Annotated in this window: 14 protein-coding genes; 2 read left to right on the plus strand and 12 right to left on the minus strand. The window is 51.4% G+C overall.

The features are described from left to right. Nucleotides 1-44: 44 nt before the first annotated feature. Both MCJ35_RS13850 and MCJ35_RS13855 read right to left on the minus strand, forming a co-directional pair. Nucleotides 45-887, minus strand: a complete 843-nt coding sequence (locus MCJ35_RS13850; RefSeq protein WP_025486713.1) for an aldo/keto reductase — start codon at nucleotides 885-887, stop codon at nucleotides 45-47. After that, on the minus strand, nucleotides 865-1,407 hold the full coding sequence (locus tag MCJ35_RS13855; RefSeq protein ID WP_025486804.1) for a flavodoxin: 543 nt from the start codon (nucleotides 1,405-1,407) through the stop codon (nucleotides 865-867). The genes MCJ35_RS13850 and MCJ35_RS13855 overlap by 23 nt, the downstream gene beginning before the upstream one ends. Before the next feature lie 123 nt (nucleotides 1,408-1,530). Between MCJ35_RS13855 and MCJ35_RS13860 the strand changes: the two genes are divergently transcribed. Beyond that, nucleotides 1,531-2,427: a LysR family transcriptional regulator gene (locus tag MCJ35_RS13860; RefSeq protein ID WP_025486712.1), complete on the plus strand. Its 897-nt coding sequence runs from the start codon at nucleotides 1,531-1,533 to the stop codon at nucleotides 2,425-2,427. 307 nt (nucleotides 2,428-2,734) lie between these two features. Here the strand turns inward: MCJ35_RS13860 and MCJ35_RS13865 are convergent, their stop codons facing one another. The 8 genes from MCJ35_RS13865 to MCJ35_RS13900 all read right to left on the minus strand — a co-directional run bounded on the left by MCJ35_RS13865 (nucleotide 2,735) and on the right by MCJ35_RS13900 (nucleotide 9,149). After that, the gene (locus MCJ35_RS13865; RefSeq protein WP_034578071.1) at nucleotides 2,735-3,571 is read right to left on the minus strand and encodes an MBL fold metallo-hydrolase; all 837 of its coding nucleotides are present in this window, start codon (nucleotides 3,569-3,571) and stop codon (nucleotides 2,735-2,737) included. Next, the gene (locus tag MCJ35_RS13870; protein WP_025486710.1) at nucleotides 3,531-4,244 is read right to left on the minus strand and encodes a 4'-phosphopantetheinyl transferase family protein; all 714 of its coding nucleotides are present in this window, start codon (nucleotides 4,242-4,244) and stop codon (nucleotides 3,531-3,533) included. The genes MCJ35_RS13865 and MCJ35_RS13870 overlap by 41 nt, the downstream gene beginning before the upstream one ends. A gap of 52 nt (nucleotides 4,245-4,296) precedes the next feature. Beyond that, a complete protein-coding gene (locus tag MCJ35_RS13875) occupies nucleotides 4,297-4,881 on the minus strand; it encodes a DUF1097 domain-containing protein (RefSeq protein WP_240299535.1) in 585 nt (194 codons plus the stop codon). A 61-nt stretch (nucleotides 4,882-4,942) separates the two neighbouring features. Further along, on the minus strand, nucleotides 4,943-6,055 hold the full coding sequence (gene buk, locus MCJ35_RS13880; protein ID WP_025486709.1) for a butyrate kinase: 1,113 nt from the start codon (nucleotides 6,053-6,055) through the stop codon (nucleotides 4,943-4,945). Next, nucleotides 6,052-7,071 carry a phosphate acyltransferase gene (locus tag MCJ35_RS13885; RefSeq protein ID WP_008717469.1) on the minus strand — a complete coding sequence of 340 codons (1,020 nt, stop codon included), beginning with the start codon at nucleotides 7,069-7,071 and terminating at the stop codon, nucleotides 6,052-6,054. Before MCJ35_RS13885 ends, buk begins: the two co-directional genes overlap by 4 nt. A 35-nt stretch (nucleotides 7,072-7,106) precedes the next feature. Further along, the gene (locus MCJ35_RS13890) at nucleotides 7,107-7,346 is read right to left on the minus strand and encodes an acyl carrier protein (protein WP_025486707.1); all 240 of its coding nucleotides are present in this window, start codon (nucleotides 7,344-7,346) and stop codon (nucleotides 7,107-7,109) included. A 60-nt stretch (nucleotides 7,347-7,406) separates the two neighbouring features. Beyond that, complete coding sequence (locus MCJ35_RS13895; RefSeq protein ID WP_002573870.1) at nucleotides 7,407-7,820, minus strand: Zn-ribbon domain-containing OB-fold protein; 414 nt, start codon at nucleotides 7,818-7,820, stop codon at nucleotides 7,407-7,409. Between the two features lie 18 nt (nucleotides 7,821-7,838). Continuing rightward, nucleotides 7,839-9,149 carry a thiolase family protein gene (locus MCJ35_RS13900; protein WP_025486706.1) on the minus strand — a complete coding sequence of 437 codons (1,311 nt, stop codon included), beginning with the start codon at nucleotides 9,147-9,149 and terminating at the stop codon, nucleotides 7,839-7,841. Nucleotides 9,150-9,285: 136 nt separating this feature from the next. On the opposite strand from MCJ35_RS13900, the gene MCJ35_RS13905 reads away from it, so the two are divergent. Further along, nucleotides 9,286-10,836 carry a PucR family transcriptional regulator gene (locus MCJ35_RS13905; protein WP_025486705.1) on the plus strand — a complete coding sequence of 517 codons (1,551 nt, stop codon included), beginning with the start codon at nucleotides 9,286-9,288 and terminating at the stop codon, nucleotides 10,834-10,836. 395 nt (nucleotides 10,837-11,231) lie between these two features. Here the strand turns inward: MCJ35_RS13905 and MCJ35_RS13910 are convergent, their stop codons facing one another. Continuing rightward, nucleotides 11,232-11,804 (minus strand): NADH-ubiquinone oxidoreductase-F iron-sulfur binding region domain-containing protein, encoded by a 573-nt coding sequence (locus MCJ35_RS13910; protein ID WP_025486704.1) that lies wholly within the window; start codon nucleotides 11,802-11,804, stop codon nucleotides 11,232-11,234. Nucleotides 11,805-11,817: 13 nt separating this feature from the next. Continuing rightward, complete coding sequence (locus MCJ35_RS13915; protein WP_025486703.1) at nucleotides 11,818-13,908, minus strand: FAD-dependent oxidoreductase; 2,091 nt, start codon at nucleotides 13,906-13,908, stop codon at nucleotides 11,818-11,820.

The following is a 13,908-nucleotide window of genomic DNA, read 5'->3' on the forward strand; positions in this document are numbered from 1 at the left end:
CATTACCATCCACTCCTTACCTTCCAATCCTTGCCTTCCAGTCCCTATCTTCCAAGCCCGGTCAGGAATTCCACTGTCTCCGGGTCATAATGGGAGAAAAATGCACTCTCCTTCTCATCCAATACCTCAATGGCCTGCATATCCCCATCATCCAGCACAAAGTCAAATACATCCAGGTTCTGTTCCATGCGTTCCCTGTGGACGGACTTGGGGATTACCACCACATCCCTCTGGATCAGATACCGCAGGGCAATCTGGGCCGCTGTCTTACCATGCTTTTCCCCTATCTCATTCAAAACAGGATTGGTGAAGAAATCCTTGCGGCCTTCGGCAAAGGGCCCCCAGGATTCATGCTGCACATGGTACCTGTCCATAATGATGCGGGCATCCTCCTGCTGGTGGAACACATGGGTTTCCACCTGGTTCACGGCCGGGGCCACCTCCACAAACCTGCACAGGTCGATGAGGCGGTCCGGATAAAAGTTGGATACTCCGATTGCCCGGATATATCCTGCCCGGCAGGCTTCCTCCATGGCCCGGTATGTGCCGTAATAATCATTAAACGGCTGATGGATTAACAGCAGGTCGATATAATCCGTCCGAAGCTTTCTCATGGATTCCTCAATGGATGCCTTCGCCTTTTCATATCCTGCGTTGGATATCCACACTTTTGTTGTGAGGAACAGCTCACTTCGCGGAATGCCGCATTTCATGATGGCATTTCCCACGCCTTCTTCATTATAATAGGCCTGGGCCGTGTCAATGGACCGGTATCCTGCGCTGACTGCATCCAGCACACAGCGTTCACATTCCGCCGGATTTACCTGATAGACACCATAGCCCAGGATTGGCATTTTGACTCCATTATTCAGTGTTACGTATTCCATTCTTTTTCCTCCTTAACCACTCCCTGATTACCTGTTCCTGCCCTGCCGACTGAATCCTTGTGCCATGTATTGCCATTCCCGGCTCCACAACAGCGTCCGGACAAAGCCTGCGTATGTCCTGTTCACTCCGCCCCAGCCCGCTTCCCTCATGGGTGCAGAACGGCCGGATGGTTTTCCCGGCAAATCCGCAGGTTTCAAGCAATGTGAACATGTGCATCGGCATGGTTCCCCAATAATTAGGATATCCAAGATAAATCACATCATATTGTTCCAGATGGTCCGGCATGGCCGCAATCCCAGGTCTCGCATCCTTTTTCTGGTCCTGGCGTGCTTCCTCAATGCACGTATTGTAATCCTCCGCGTACGGTACCACGGGCTGGACCTTAAACAGTTTCCCGCCAGTCAGCTTCTGTATGGTTTCTGCCGCAATTTCCGTATTTCCTTTTTTCAGATACTGAAGCGTACCGCTGACGTAATTCTCGCCTGCACGCGAGAAATAAATAATAAGCGCTGATTCCATGGATTTCACTTCCTTTCAGATACCTTCATTATATCCCCAAAGGGATTGACCCGGAATCTCCGATATGTTAACATCGTATTAACTAAAAGTTTATATGAATACGCAAGGACATGGAGGATAAAAATGTTCAATCCACAGCTGACTGCCTTTCTCTGCGCTGCTGACTGCGGCAGTTTCAACAAGGCGGCGGACCAGCTTTACATCTCCCCCACCGCAGTCATGAAGCAGATCAATGGGCTGGAGAAGCATCTGGGCCTTGCCCTGGTAAAAAGGACGAATCAGGGCATCGAACTGACCAGGGCAGGGGAATCCATTTACAGGGATGCCAGATATATGATTGCCTACTCGGAACAGGCCATCCAAAAAGCCCGGCAGCTTATGACAGAGGAACAGGAGGTTCTGCGCGTCGGCACCTCCATGCTCAATCCGTGTAAGGTTTTCATGGATCTGTGGTACCGGACCAGCAGCCGCTTCCCCCAGTACAAGCTGCAGATTGTCCCATTTGAGGATGACCATCAGGGAATCCTGTCCGTCATTGACCGGATTGGAGACAGCTATGATTTCATTGTGGGGGTATGCGATTCTGCGAAATGGCTGGACCGGTGCAGCTTCCTTGCACTGGGGGAATACAGGAAAATGATTGCCGTCCCCTTAAAGCACCGGCTGGCCAAGAAACACTCCCTTAGAATATCCGATCTGTACGGTGAAACCATGATGATGGTAAAACGCGGCGACTCCGCCCTCAATGACCGCCTCAGGGATGACCTGGAGCAGAACCACCCCCGGATCCGGCTGGAAGACACTCCTCAGTTTTACGACATCGACGTATTTAACCAGTGCGTGGAAAACAACCATCTGCTTCTGAACCTGGAATGCTGGAAGGACATACATCCGTCACTCATAACCCTGCCGGTGGAATGGGGGTATTCCATTCCTTATGGGCTTCTCTATTCAAAAAAACCGGAGGGCTGCGTGAAAGCGTTCCTGGAGGCAGTGAAGGATGAGGGGATGATTGGATAATGAGTTTATGAGATAATGGTGTGATGAGGTTATGAAATACTGAGGTTATGAAATAATGAGGTTATGGGATAGTGAGGTCTTGGAATCAAGGAGGTCATAGAATCAAGGAACCGTAGCGGCAATCGGTTGAATATCCTTCTGTCCGGCATAGGGCATATGAGATAAAAAGTCAGGGCATGTTTGAAAATATCATTGAACATTCATTTTTCCCTCTGCATGCCCACTTTTCAAGAGGCACAGATGACTAAAAATCCGTTTCAATGAAATCTTCAAACATGCCCTAATCTGTCCAAGCAGTTATGATACATCAGAGGTTCCCCCTGTCATCCTCCCTGTCATCCTCCCTGTCAGATTCACATATCAGCGCCACTGGTTCCCCTTCCATGGAGTCCAGATATATTCTTCCCTTTGCATAAGGAGGATAAGGATACTGGTAAGGATGCCATTTTCCCTTCCCGCTGTTTTCAATACACCGCATCAGCCTGTCTATGGTCTGCCTGGGAAACCATTGGTTGTGATGGGATGTCAGATAATAGTCAAAATCCAAGTCCTTCACACATCCCAGCGTATGGTACTGTGTCTCAACCGGCATATGGTTCTGGAATATCAGGCACATGACAGGCGTAAGGGCATCCCCGGACAGCAGTAAACGGCGTTTAGGTATCCATATGCCGATGGACCCCCTTGAGTGTCCTCTCAATGGAATGACCCTGCATTCCAGCCCGCCAAGATTGAATGAGTCAAAATCCAGCGCTTTCATATTATTCCACTGCTTATCCCATTGCCCGGCTTCAAAAGGCTGGCAGAAGCCATCCTGTCCAGGGGCCAGTTCCCGCCTCCACTGCCCAAGGATTTCTGCCGTATAGGATTCCAGGATCACAAAATCGTCCGGGTGCATGTAAACTGTGTCAAACTGGCCATTTCCCCCAATATGGTCAAAATGTCCATGGCTGTTAATCACGACAAGGGGCAGTCCTGTAATCCTGCGTATCAGTCCATGGATATCATCCGCGCCTGAACCCGTATCAAAAACCAGGGCTTTTTCCTTACCTATGACAAGATTCACACAGCACCCCGCCCGGTCTGTCAAAACATATACATCATCACATATACAGGTAACTTCTGTCTTCTTCAACTGATACATAATACTCTCCATATGCAGCACATGCAATCATGTATTCCTTGAATCTAAACGAATGTACGCCCGAAAGCAGTCTTGCGCCTTCGGATTCAGTATTGCCTGCTTCAGTACTCCCTGGTTCTGTACGCCTTGGTTCTGTACTTCCTGGTTCTGTACTTCCTGGTTCAGTACTCCCATCCCTGGCATTTCCAGGCGTAATCCCTTCCGCAAACCCGGTCCCCTGAAGTTTTAATGCTGCCTCGCACTCTGTCCAGTATTTCGTAAACAGTTCCGGCTGTTCCATTTCCCCGGCCTGTTCCAACTGTTCCTGCTGTTGTAAGGTAAAAACCTTCCGCACCGTGGGCCAGTGGACGTCCCTTATCTGTTCAATATCCACGCCTATGTCAATGTCCGCCGCAGCCAGCACAGCATATCCCCCGCTATGGGACAGGTTAAAATAATGCTTTCCTGACTTCAGCGCGGGTTTCCCATGCCCCAGTCTCACCATCTGCCCATCACGGCTGACATCCAGATACTTTTCCAGCAGAAAACCGGCTGCCAGTTCCTGGTCAGCCTCCTGCTTTCTCTTTATTCTCCGGTATTGATCCGCGTAATATTGTGGGATATTGTCAATTATTTCCTCTGCGTGCAATGCAATCCGTCCTGCATCTGCAATCCTTATCCTGACTAAATGCATATATACTCCTTACATGCCGTATGATATTGAATTACGCAAGGCAGTATTATCTTCATTTCTCCAAAGCTTCCTCTCTCCTGCCATCTGCGCCTCCGGTCTGCCCTGCAGCATTCCCCGCAGCGCCTCCACGCGCCAGCCTGCGCACAAGCATTCCCTGGAACGCATCCACGCCCACACCAACGTAAATCACGCCCACCAGCATTGCCACGCCAATCTGGATTGGCAGGGTCCCTATTTCATTCACTTTCATAGGACCCATGATGGTAAGGCCGATGGCCCAGCCGCACAGCCAGGAGGGAGTGAAGATCATCCTTGAAAATGTCTCGCCGATGATGACTGCCAGTCCGCCCATGACGAATAGTGTGGCATACAGTTCCACATTGGGATTCCACTGCAGGGTTTCCATCACCCATACGGCAATATAAGCCCATAAGTCACCTAACAGGAAACCGATGGAGATTTTCACGGAGTCCTGCCGTCTGTTACCGTTGGCCACAAAAAGCCCGGCGCAGATTAAGGCCACCGCCCCGGTGCCGACTCCTATGAAAGGGGCCAGCACAGCCCAGATCGGAGGCATGAACGCTATGCCGAAAGCCAGGGTCAGCATATTGATTGTCTTCCGTTGTTTTTCATCCATATTTTTTTACTCCTATGCTTTTCTTTCCCATGCACTCATTTTCCAGGCCCTTCCGTCCCCATTACTCCCAGTCAAACCCATCCCACACAGGCTTTCCGGTATATGTCTTCAGCTCCTCCTCGCCTTCCAGCACGCGGATTGCCCCGGCTGCCATGGCCTCCATCTCAAACTCGCCCGGATAAGCGGTCACAGGGGCGATGAAGGAACAGGCATCCGTTATCTGCTTTACAAGATCCTGGTTATGTACCATGCCGCCGCCCAGCAGGATGCCGTCCACCTGTCCGTGAAGGACTGCCGCCATGGCGCCGATGCATTTTTCAATCTGGTATATCATGCTGTCCCAGAGAAGTCCTGCATACCGGTCCCCTGCTTTGGCCCGCTCCGTCAGTTCAATGGCATCGGAAATCCCCACATGATTCACGAAACCGCCTTTGCTGGTACAGAGTTTTTTCACATCTTCCAGACCCGCCTGGTTCATTTTCATATATTCCAGAAGGTTTGCCACGGAAATGCTTCCGCATCTGGTTGGGGCCATGGGTCCTTCTCCTCCCACAATATCATACCCGTCTATCATCCTTCCCTTTTCATGGGCGGATATGGAAATGCCGCCGCCGATATGGCATACCACATAACTGCACTCCCCATATGGTTTCTTCATCACGTCCTTGCTGTGCCGGATGGCGGTTTCCTTCAGGTTCAGGGCATGGAGGTGGATGATGCGGTGTACGCCCCGGATGCCTGTCATGCGGGCAAGGTCCTGAAGCTCATCCACATCCGGCGGGTTTACCACCATTGCTTTGGCGCCATAGGCCTGTGCAAATTCATTGGCCAGCTGTGAACCCAGGGCCGCCGGATGGATGACGCCGTTGGCACATGTCCTGGCGTGCTCCAGCATCAGGTCCGTCACCCCGTAGGTTCCGCCTTCCATGGCAATCAGGCCTCCGCCCCGTCCCACGAATACGTCCACTTCCTCAAGACGTATGCCTGCTTCCTTTAACAGCTTTAAAACCGTGTCCCTGCGGTAGGGCAGCTGCTCTGACATGGATGCATACTGCCCAAGCTCTTTTGCCTCATGGGAGACATTCTGGGAATACAGGCATTCCTCCCCCTCAAAGAGGGCCACCTTGGTTGAGGTGGAGCCAGGGTTGATTGTCAGTACTTTATACGGTTTCATACTGGTTCCTCCTGCCTTTTACTTCCTGCGGCCCTTACTGCGCTGATTACGATATTTCCCTTAATCTCGGACACAGGGGCGCCTCTGGAGCAGTCGCACACCACTTTGTTGAAGCCCTGGAGCATTGGGCCGTAGGCATCTGCGTGTCCAAACTGCTGTATGAGCTTAACCCCTACATTGCCCACATTCAGGTCCGGCCAGATAATCACATTGGCTTTTCCCGCAACCCGGCTCTCCCTCTGCACCTTTTTAGCAGCCACTGCCGGCGATACGGCTGCGTCAAACTGGAATTCACCGTCAATGGCAAGCTCCGGCCTCTGCTCATTGGCAATCCTGACCGCCTCCGCCACTTTATCCACCAGTTCCCCCTGTCCGCTTCCCAGGGTGGAATAGCTGACCATGGCGCATCTCGGCTCCCAGCCCAGCAGGTCCCTGACCGTGTCGCAGGCAGAAACAGCGATTCCTGCCAACTGCCCTGAATCCGGGTTGGCGCACACAGCGCTGTCGCCGATTGCAAGAAGGCTTCCTTCACTTCCCTTAAATCCTGGGATATCGCATAACCCGATGCTTGAGATGGTGCTGATTCCCGGCTTCAGACCAATGATCATCTGTCCGGCCAGCAGCACATCCCCGGTTGTATTGTCAATCCCCGCAAAGGTCACATCCGCCTCGCCCACTGCCTCCATGACCATGGCATAATACAGCGGATCCTGCATGCGGCGGTTCAGGGCCTTTTCTTTTAACAGGGTGTGCGGCAGGGCCACATACCGGTCTATGAGTTTCTTTTTATAAATCTCTTCCCTGATATCCACAATTGTGAAAATATCTTCCTCATATCCTTTGGAGGATAATGCTTCCCTGATTTCATCGGCATATCCCACAAGCACGGGAAGGATATACCCTTCCTTGCCTGTCTCATAGGCTGCCTGCATCATCTTTTCATTGACTGCTTCCGGAAATGCTATCCTCTGGGGATTTTCCTTTGCTTTTTCATAAATCTGTTCCAGTAAACCCATCTCTACTCCTTTCGGTCAGATTGGCTGAATCCGTCCTACATTTCCTTTTCAATCAGGTCCGTCAGGTCGCCGATAGTTGCGCAGGCGCTGGCTTCTGAAAGCATGATTTCCACGTCCAGTTCATTCTCAATCTCAGACACAAGGGCAACCATCTGCACGGATGCGCCGCCCAAGTCCTCCTTAAAGGATGTGGATACGGAAATGTCGCTGATGTCCTGTTTGTATGACATTGCCACCATGTTAAGTACCTGTGTTTCCAATTCTTTTCTGTCCATTTTCATTCTCCCTCTATGTTTTTATTCGCAGCTGATCCGTTTCGGATTCCATGTTTTTATTCACGCTTCGTCCAAGTCAAATACAACGGTCTTAAATCCGCCTTCCCTCTGGAAGATTGCCGCATGGCAGTTCAGGGGAAGCTTTTCTGAAAGTTCCTTCCTGTTCTTTTTGCTGATGCCACGGACAACTGCGTTTAATTTCGTGCCTTCCTCCAATTCAACTTCCCCGTACGCGTATTTTCCCAACTGCTTATATTCCGGTTTGGATGAAAGGGCTGCAGGCAATACAATGGAATGCAGCCTGGCCTTTCCGCTGATTTCATACCACTCTGTCTCATAATTCCCGCATGCATTGCAGGCATATACCGGGGGGAATTCCACATTGCCGCACTTGGGGCATTTGCGCCCTAAGAGTTTCCCTTCTTCCAGTCCTTCGTAAAATGTCTGCACGACCTTTTCTAATTTAATACTCATAACGCATCTCTCCTCCTGCTATTCATCCAATAAGCCAAGCAATACGGCCGCAACGTTCTGCGCCCCGCCGTAGCCCCGGAGCATGGCTGTCCTGGGCTGGTTTTTCACCTGGTGTCCGCCGCATTCGCCCCACATCTGCTTGCAGGCCTCGTACACATCCGCCAGACCTGAGGCGGCATGGGCATGTCCAAAGGAGGTACGGCCGCCATTGGTGTTAATCGGTTTATCCCCATCCCATGCGGTGCGGCCCTCACAGATGTATTTCCAGCCTTCACCGTAAGGAAGATATCCGGCAATCTCCGCGGATACAAGATGGGATGTGATGATGAAATCATTTGCATAGAACAGGTCCAGGTCATCTCCTGACAGGCCGGTCAGCTCATATGCCTGGCGCACGGCTTCCTCGGTTGCCCGGACTTCAAAATGCGGGGTGGTTGCCTCACAGGCAGCGCTTCCGATTCCCAGCACCTCAATGGGACGGTGCTTCAGGTTCCTTGCTATGGCCGGAATCATTTCCGTGGCGCATACAATGGCTGCCGCTGCGCCGTCACATTTTAACTCAATGCCGCCGGCCCGGAGGAAATCCCCCATTTTGGGATTATAGGGTGAGTTCATATATTCATCCAGGGTCATGCCTGCTTCTTCTGCAAGGGATTCATATGTCCTTCTTTCAATGGCAAGGGGATTGACCGACGCGTTGCGCCTGTTGTTGATGCACATCCAGTTCAGTGTGTCGTTCATCTGCTCTGGCGTGATTCCCCTGGTGCGCACATACCACTCCGCCGCATCGTCATAAATCAGTTCCTGCCCGGCCATCAGGCTCCTTGTATAGGTGCGGTCATATAACCAGGAAGTGGTCTTTAAGAACTTTTCCATGGTCATCTTATCCCGCTTGTATGGATGTTTGGGGCTTTCCACATTATCAGCTGGGGACGGGGTGCTGTCCCCAAATTCAACCGCTCCGGTGAGGACACAGTTGTATTTCCCGGATGCCACTGCGTTGACCGCCTGCTCAATGGCAAGATAACCTGTGCAGCATGCCTCGGAGTGGTGGATGGAACCTTTTCCCTTCATCCCGAACCAGTTAGCCACCTGTACATTGGGCGTCAGATAGTTGGAGCCGTTAAGCGGGCTGGCCTCGCCATGGAAATAAAAATCCACATCCTGAGGATTGACACCTGCATCCTCCATTGCTTTTAATGCCGCATATCCGAACATTTCCCCTTCTGTCAGTCCATCTGTCTCCGGATTATCTACCGTGTACATAAATGGAGTACAGCCAACGCCTATGATAGAGACGCTTCTGTTATACTTTCCTAAAGTGCCCATAACCATCTTCCTTCCTTTTGCTTTTTTCAAGATTATTATATATAATAAAAATGTTGGAATCATCGTGTCCAAAGCTAACTATGACTTGCATCACCACCCCATTTTTGTGCAGGCGCACAATGCCAAAGGAGACATCATGGAATTTCAGGTTTTGTTAAACAAACTGGAAAAAATAAACTACCGCCCGCTGATATTCGGGAACCAGGACAATAACTGCGACATGCTCAATATAAGGATCCTGACAGAAGGGCAAAGCCATTTTGAGGAAACCATACTCTACTTAACTTCCACCGGGCTTATGCCGGATTCCGGCAGCGGCCATCCGTTTATCCTGTTCTGCTATGGGAAGGCAATTGACTTTTCCCTGTACCGGGAAAGTTCTTTTACCATTGTCTATTTTGGGGCTGACATTTCCCAGGCCGAACTTTTTAATGTGACCCTGGAGAACCTGACCGAGCTTCAGCAGATCACTGCCGGCATGCATATCCTGACCAATGCGCTGTTTTCCGGGAACGGGCTTCAGTATCTGGTTGATACGGCCTCCCATATCTTTGGCAATCCCATCTATGTGGTGGATCTTCAGAACAAGTATCTTGCCATGTCCGCGGGAATTGTTCCGGATGACGATTTTTTCCGGGAGGAAAGCGCGTCCGGGTATATCAGTGAAAAGGGAATCCGCTCCATCCGGGCCAACAAAGTGGATGAAAAGGTCCGGGGGGCCGATACCGCTTATTACTTTGTCAACAGCCTGGTCAAGAAGGGAATGCTGGTGGATGCGGTGCACATCCAGGGCGTGGAGGTTGGGCATGTGATGATGCTGGAGTCCGAACACCCCTTCCTCGAGTATGACCCGGACTTTTTCCACCGTTTCTGTAAGCTGGTGTCCATGGAGCTGCAGAAGAATTCAGCCTATTCCAGGAATAAAGGGGTCATGTATTCCTACTTCCTGGCCGACCTGCTGAAGAATCCAAGGCAGAACGTGTCCGATATCAGGGAACGGCTTAAAATCCTTGGCTACAGCCTCAAGGAAACATTTTATATCGTGGCAATCCCGCCTGTGGGCCACAGCTTTTCCGATTTAAAGCTGGAGGTCATCCTGGAGCATCTGAAGCAGATTTTCGCGGGCAGTATCTATGTGATTTATGAGGATACCATTGTGTTCCTTATCAGCAGGGCCATGGACCAGAACCTGAGTGAATATGAGATTTCCCAGCTTTCCGGATATCTCACAGCCAATAGCCTGAAGGCTGGGATCAGCAACTTCTACCAGAACCTGGAGGATACCCCCAGGTTCTACCGGCAGGCCATTGATTCCGTCCACCTTGGCCTGAAGCTTAAGGATTCCGCGCCGATTTATTATTACAGTGATTATTATCTGTACCAGATGCTGGAGCTGTACGAAAAGGAAGATTCCGAGATACGCTTCCTGATCCATCCCGGGCTTATGAAGCTTTACCTCTATGACCAGGAAAAAAATACGGACTTCATGGCCACACTGAGGGAATACCTGACACAGCCCGGACAGCCTGCTAAAATTGCGGAAAACCTGCATATCCATAAGAATACACTGCTGTACCGGATGGGGAAGATCAAGGAGATTACGGACTGCGATTTTATTGAAGGGGAGGATTTTATGAATTTTAATCTGTCGGTGCGGATCATGAGATATCTGGGGATGATTGAGTAGGGGGAGGGTTCATCATACTGATTGTCCACTGATTTGATTTTATATATGATTCATGATATGATAATAGGGTATTTTCAAAAGCGGAAAGAAATAGGATGCAGATATTGTGTGCCCTCTAGTATACGAAAGAGAGGGTGATGCCCATGAGCATAATGGAAGTTCTTACCTTACTTCTCGTTATATTCGCGGCACTGTCATACATAGACAACAAACACAATAAAAAATAGCATCCCACCGCCTAAAGTGAATGCTATTTTTTAGCCAAAACTGAGGGCATCAGATTTTGTATCTGAATACCTTTCTGCCTTGATTATACACTAGGCACTTGATTTTTTCAAGTGCCTTTTTATAAATGCAGACATTCCGCTTTCAGTCAATATCCATACATCCCCCGCCTACCGTCTGCATGGGACCGGCTTTCTTGGACATTTTGGCTTTACCAAGCCAGCCCTTACGATTGCGTCCTCTTCACACGCGGACAGACAGGCGCCGCATTGGGTGCATTCGTCCTGAAGGATGATGTGGACGAAGCGGGATTTGCCCTGGATGGCGTCTTCTTCGCATTCATCCATGCAGTCCCCGCAGCCGGTGCATTTGTCAGCCAGGATGTGATAGGTCATGAATTTTTTGCAGACCCCGGCTTTACAGGCCTTTTTGCCGATGTGCGCCTCGAAGTCCGCGGGGTATGTCTGGATGGCGGCCAGCACTGCCTCCGCTATCTCCTCCCCTGTCTCGCAGAGGGATTGGGTTTTCATCATCTGACACAGGTCCTTCATAAGGTCCAGGTCCCCGCTGCGCCCCTTTTTCTCCGTGATGTCGCCCAGGGTAAGCTCAAGCTGGGTGATGCCTTCGTAACCGAATACACATTTCCCACAGGTCTGGCACTGGTTTGCCCTGACTTCCTTTAAGAGGATATCTACGATACAGTCTGTCTCTTTCAGGTTTTTTATTCTTTCCAATGTACTCATTGCGGACACCCCCTTAATATTCATTCCACAGCTTTGGTTTTGTAAGCTGGAGCCTTAAGTCGCACTGAAGGCATCTGGATGCCTCGCACATGGCCTGCTCACAGGTGAACACTTCTTCCACCTGCGTAAAGCCCTGTATCCTCTGGTCCGGCGGCGCGGTCCGGGGGGATGTGCGCTTTTGTCCTGCAAAGCCTTCCATCCGGCCAATATAGGACGGCGGGGTTTCCTTATCCAGAAGCATCTCGCTTATATCACCGTCTCCGCCCAGATACAGATCCATCTGCCCTGCTGCCCTGCGTCCTGCCGCGATTGCCTCAATCACGGATTTTGTCCCGGTCACGACGTCTCCTGCCGCATAGACGCCTTCCAGGCTGGTCCGCTGGTTTTCATCTGCCAGGATATATGGGCCGTGGGTCAGTTCCAGTCCCATCTGCTCCGTGTCCTCCGGCCTTTGTCCAACCGCGAATATGACATGATCCACCGGTATTACCTGGTTCGTCCCCTCCTCCAGCTCAATGACCGCCTTCCTGTTTTCATCAAAATAAAAACGGTTCACCTTCTGGAGTTCCACTCCCTCCACACGGTCTGTACCCGTGATGCGGAGGAATGAATGGGCCGCGTGGAGGAGGATGCCTTCTTCCGCGCCTTCAGCGATTTCCTCCGGCGTGGAGGTCATCTGCTGTTCATTTTCCAGACAGGCCACATGCACCTCTTCCGCCCCCAGACGAAGGGCTGTCCTGGCGCAGTCATAGGCAACGTTGCCGCCGCCAAGGACCATGACCCTTCCGCTTACGGGAAGCGGTGTTCCAAGCCTTGCCTGTTTCAGGAAATCGGTATTCACATATACCTGGGGCAGGCCGCTTCCCTCAAGGGGAAGCCTGGTTCCTTTGTGTGTTCCCACTGCCACGAGTACGGTGTCATATCCCTGTCCCAGAAGCTGGTCCGGGGATGGGGGCTGTGTGTTTGTCCTTAATTCAATTCCCGCTTCCAGGATGGTATTGATTTCCCTGTCCAGCAGCTGATCCGGGAGACGGTAAGCCGGGATTCCGTACCGGCACTGGCCTCCGGCCTTTGAGTTCTTTTCAAACACGGTAACTTCATGTCCCTTTTTTGCCAGATAATATGCAGCGGTCAGCCCCGCCGGACCGGCGCCGATTACAGCCGCCTTCTTTCCGGTAGCCGGTTCTTTGCGGACGCGTTTTTTCCATGCACCGCTTTCATTTGCAGCCGCAGCCCGTTTTAACCTGCACACGGAAAGAGGGGCGTCCAGTTCATTCCTCTTGCATCCGCTCTCACAGGCATGATTGCAGATACTTCCCAGTGTCTCGGGAAATGGTACCTTTTCGCGGACAACCGCTGCCGCTTTGTCAAAATCCCCTTCCCTGATATACCGTATGTACCTGGGGATATCGATATGGGCCGGGCAGGTGCTTTGACAGGGTACGATGTTCTCTGCCATGGAGCGGTTTTCCTTCATGATCTTCACCTGGTCCATGATGGAACCCGTGGGACAGACCTCGATGCATGCCCCGCAGAAACGGCATCCGGCTTCCTTCAGGGTCTTTCCCTCCGGAATACCTGCGCGGACCCCTGCGTCTGTCTTAATATAATCCAGCACCTTTACGCCGCGAAGGTCCTGACAGGCGCGGATACATCTCCCGCAGCGGACGCATCTGGTGAACAGGTGGGATATCAGGGGATTGCTGTCGTCATTAGCAACACTTCTGGATTTCTTCCTCCAGCGCTCCGGGCTGACGCCCATGTACTGGTACATGGACTGGAGTTCGCATCTGCCATATTTGGGACAGCCCGTGCAGTCTGCGGGGTGGGTTGCCAGGATCAGCTCCATGGCCATTTTCCTGACTTTCTCCGCTTCCGGACCGTTGACCCTGATATTCATGCCCTCCTCTGCCATGGTTTCACATGCCGGGACCGCCCCGCTGCCGCCTTCGATTTCCACGGAGCACAGGCGGCAGCCTCCCTTGGCTTCAAGGTCCGGATGGCTGCAGAGATGGGGGATGAAGATATCGGCAGCCAAGGCAGCCTCAAGCACGGACTGGCCCTTTTTTGCTTCTATTTCTTTTCCGTCTATTGTAATCTTCAT

The sequence above is a fragment of the Enterocloster sp. OA13 genome, from assembly GCF_022440595.1.
Classification (GTDB): Bacteria; Bacillota; Clostridia; order Lachnospirales; family Lachnospiraceae; genus Enterocloster; species Enterocloster hominis.

What these genes read in the sequence shown, in the direction of transcription:
- MCJ35_RS13875 (WP_240299535.1), bottom strand. Translation starts at nt 4,881, where the DNA reads ATGGATGAAAAACAACGGAAGACAATCAATATGCTGACCCTGGCTTTC.
- MCJ35_RS13910 (WP_025486704.1), bottom strand. Translation starts at nt 11,804, where the DNA reads ATGAGTACATTGGAAAGAATAAAAAACCTGAAAGAGACAGACTGTATC.
- buk (WP_025486709.1), bottom strand. Translation starts at nt 6,055, where the DNA reads ATGAAACCGTATAAAGTACTGACAATCAACCCTGGCTCCACCTCAACC.
- MCJ35_RS13860 (WP_025486712.1), top strand. Translation starts at nt 1,531, where the DNA reads ATGTTCAATCCACAGCTGACTGCCTTTCTCTGCGCTGCTGACTGCGGC.
- MCJ35_RS13890 (WP_025486707.1), bottom strand. Translation starts at nt 7,346, where the DNA reads ATGGACAGAAAAGAATTGGAAACACAGGTACTTAACATGGTGGCAATG.
- MCJ35_RS13885 (WP_008717469.1), bottom strand. Translation starts at nt 7,071, where the DNA reads ATGGGTTTACTGGAACAGATTTATGAAAAAGCAAAGGAAAATCCCCAG.
- MCJ35_RS13865 (WP_034578071.1), bottom strand. Translation starts at nt 3,571, where the DNA reads ATGTATCAGTTGAAGAAGACAGAAGTTACCTGTATATGTGATGATGTA.
- MCJ35_RS13850 (WP_025486713.1), bottom strand. Translation starts at nt 887, where the DNA reads ATGGAATACGTAACACTGAATAATGGAGTCAAAATGCCAATCCTGGGC.
- MCJ35_RS13870 (WP_025486710.1), bottom strand. Translation starts at nt 4,244, where the DNA reads ATGCATTTAGTCAGGATAAGGATTGCAGATGCAGGACGGATTGCATTG.
- MCJ35_RS13915 (WP_025486703.1), bottom strand. Translation starts at nt 13,908, where the DNA reads ATGAAGATTACAATAGACGGAAAAGAAATAGAAGCAAAAAAGGGCCAG.
- MCJ35_RS13905 (WP_025486705.1), top strand. Translation starts at nt 9,286, where the DNA reads ATGGAATTTCAGGTTTTGTTAAACAAACTGGAAAAAATAAACTACCGC.
- MCJ35_RS13895 (WP_002573870.1), bottom strand. Translation starts at nt 7,820, where the DNA reads ATGAGTATTAAATTAGAAAAGGTCGTGCAGACATTTTACGAAGGACTG.
- MCJ35_RS13855 (WP_025486804.1), bottom strand. Translation starts at nt 1,407, where the DNA reads ATGGAATCAGCGCTTATTATTTATTTCTCGCGTGCAGGCGAGAATTAC.
- MCJ35_RS13900 (WP_025486706.1), bottom strand. Translation starts at nt 9,149, where the DNA reads ATGGGCACTTTAGGAAAGTATAACAGAAGCGTCTCTATCATAGGCGTT.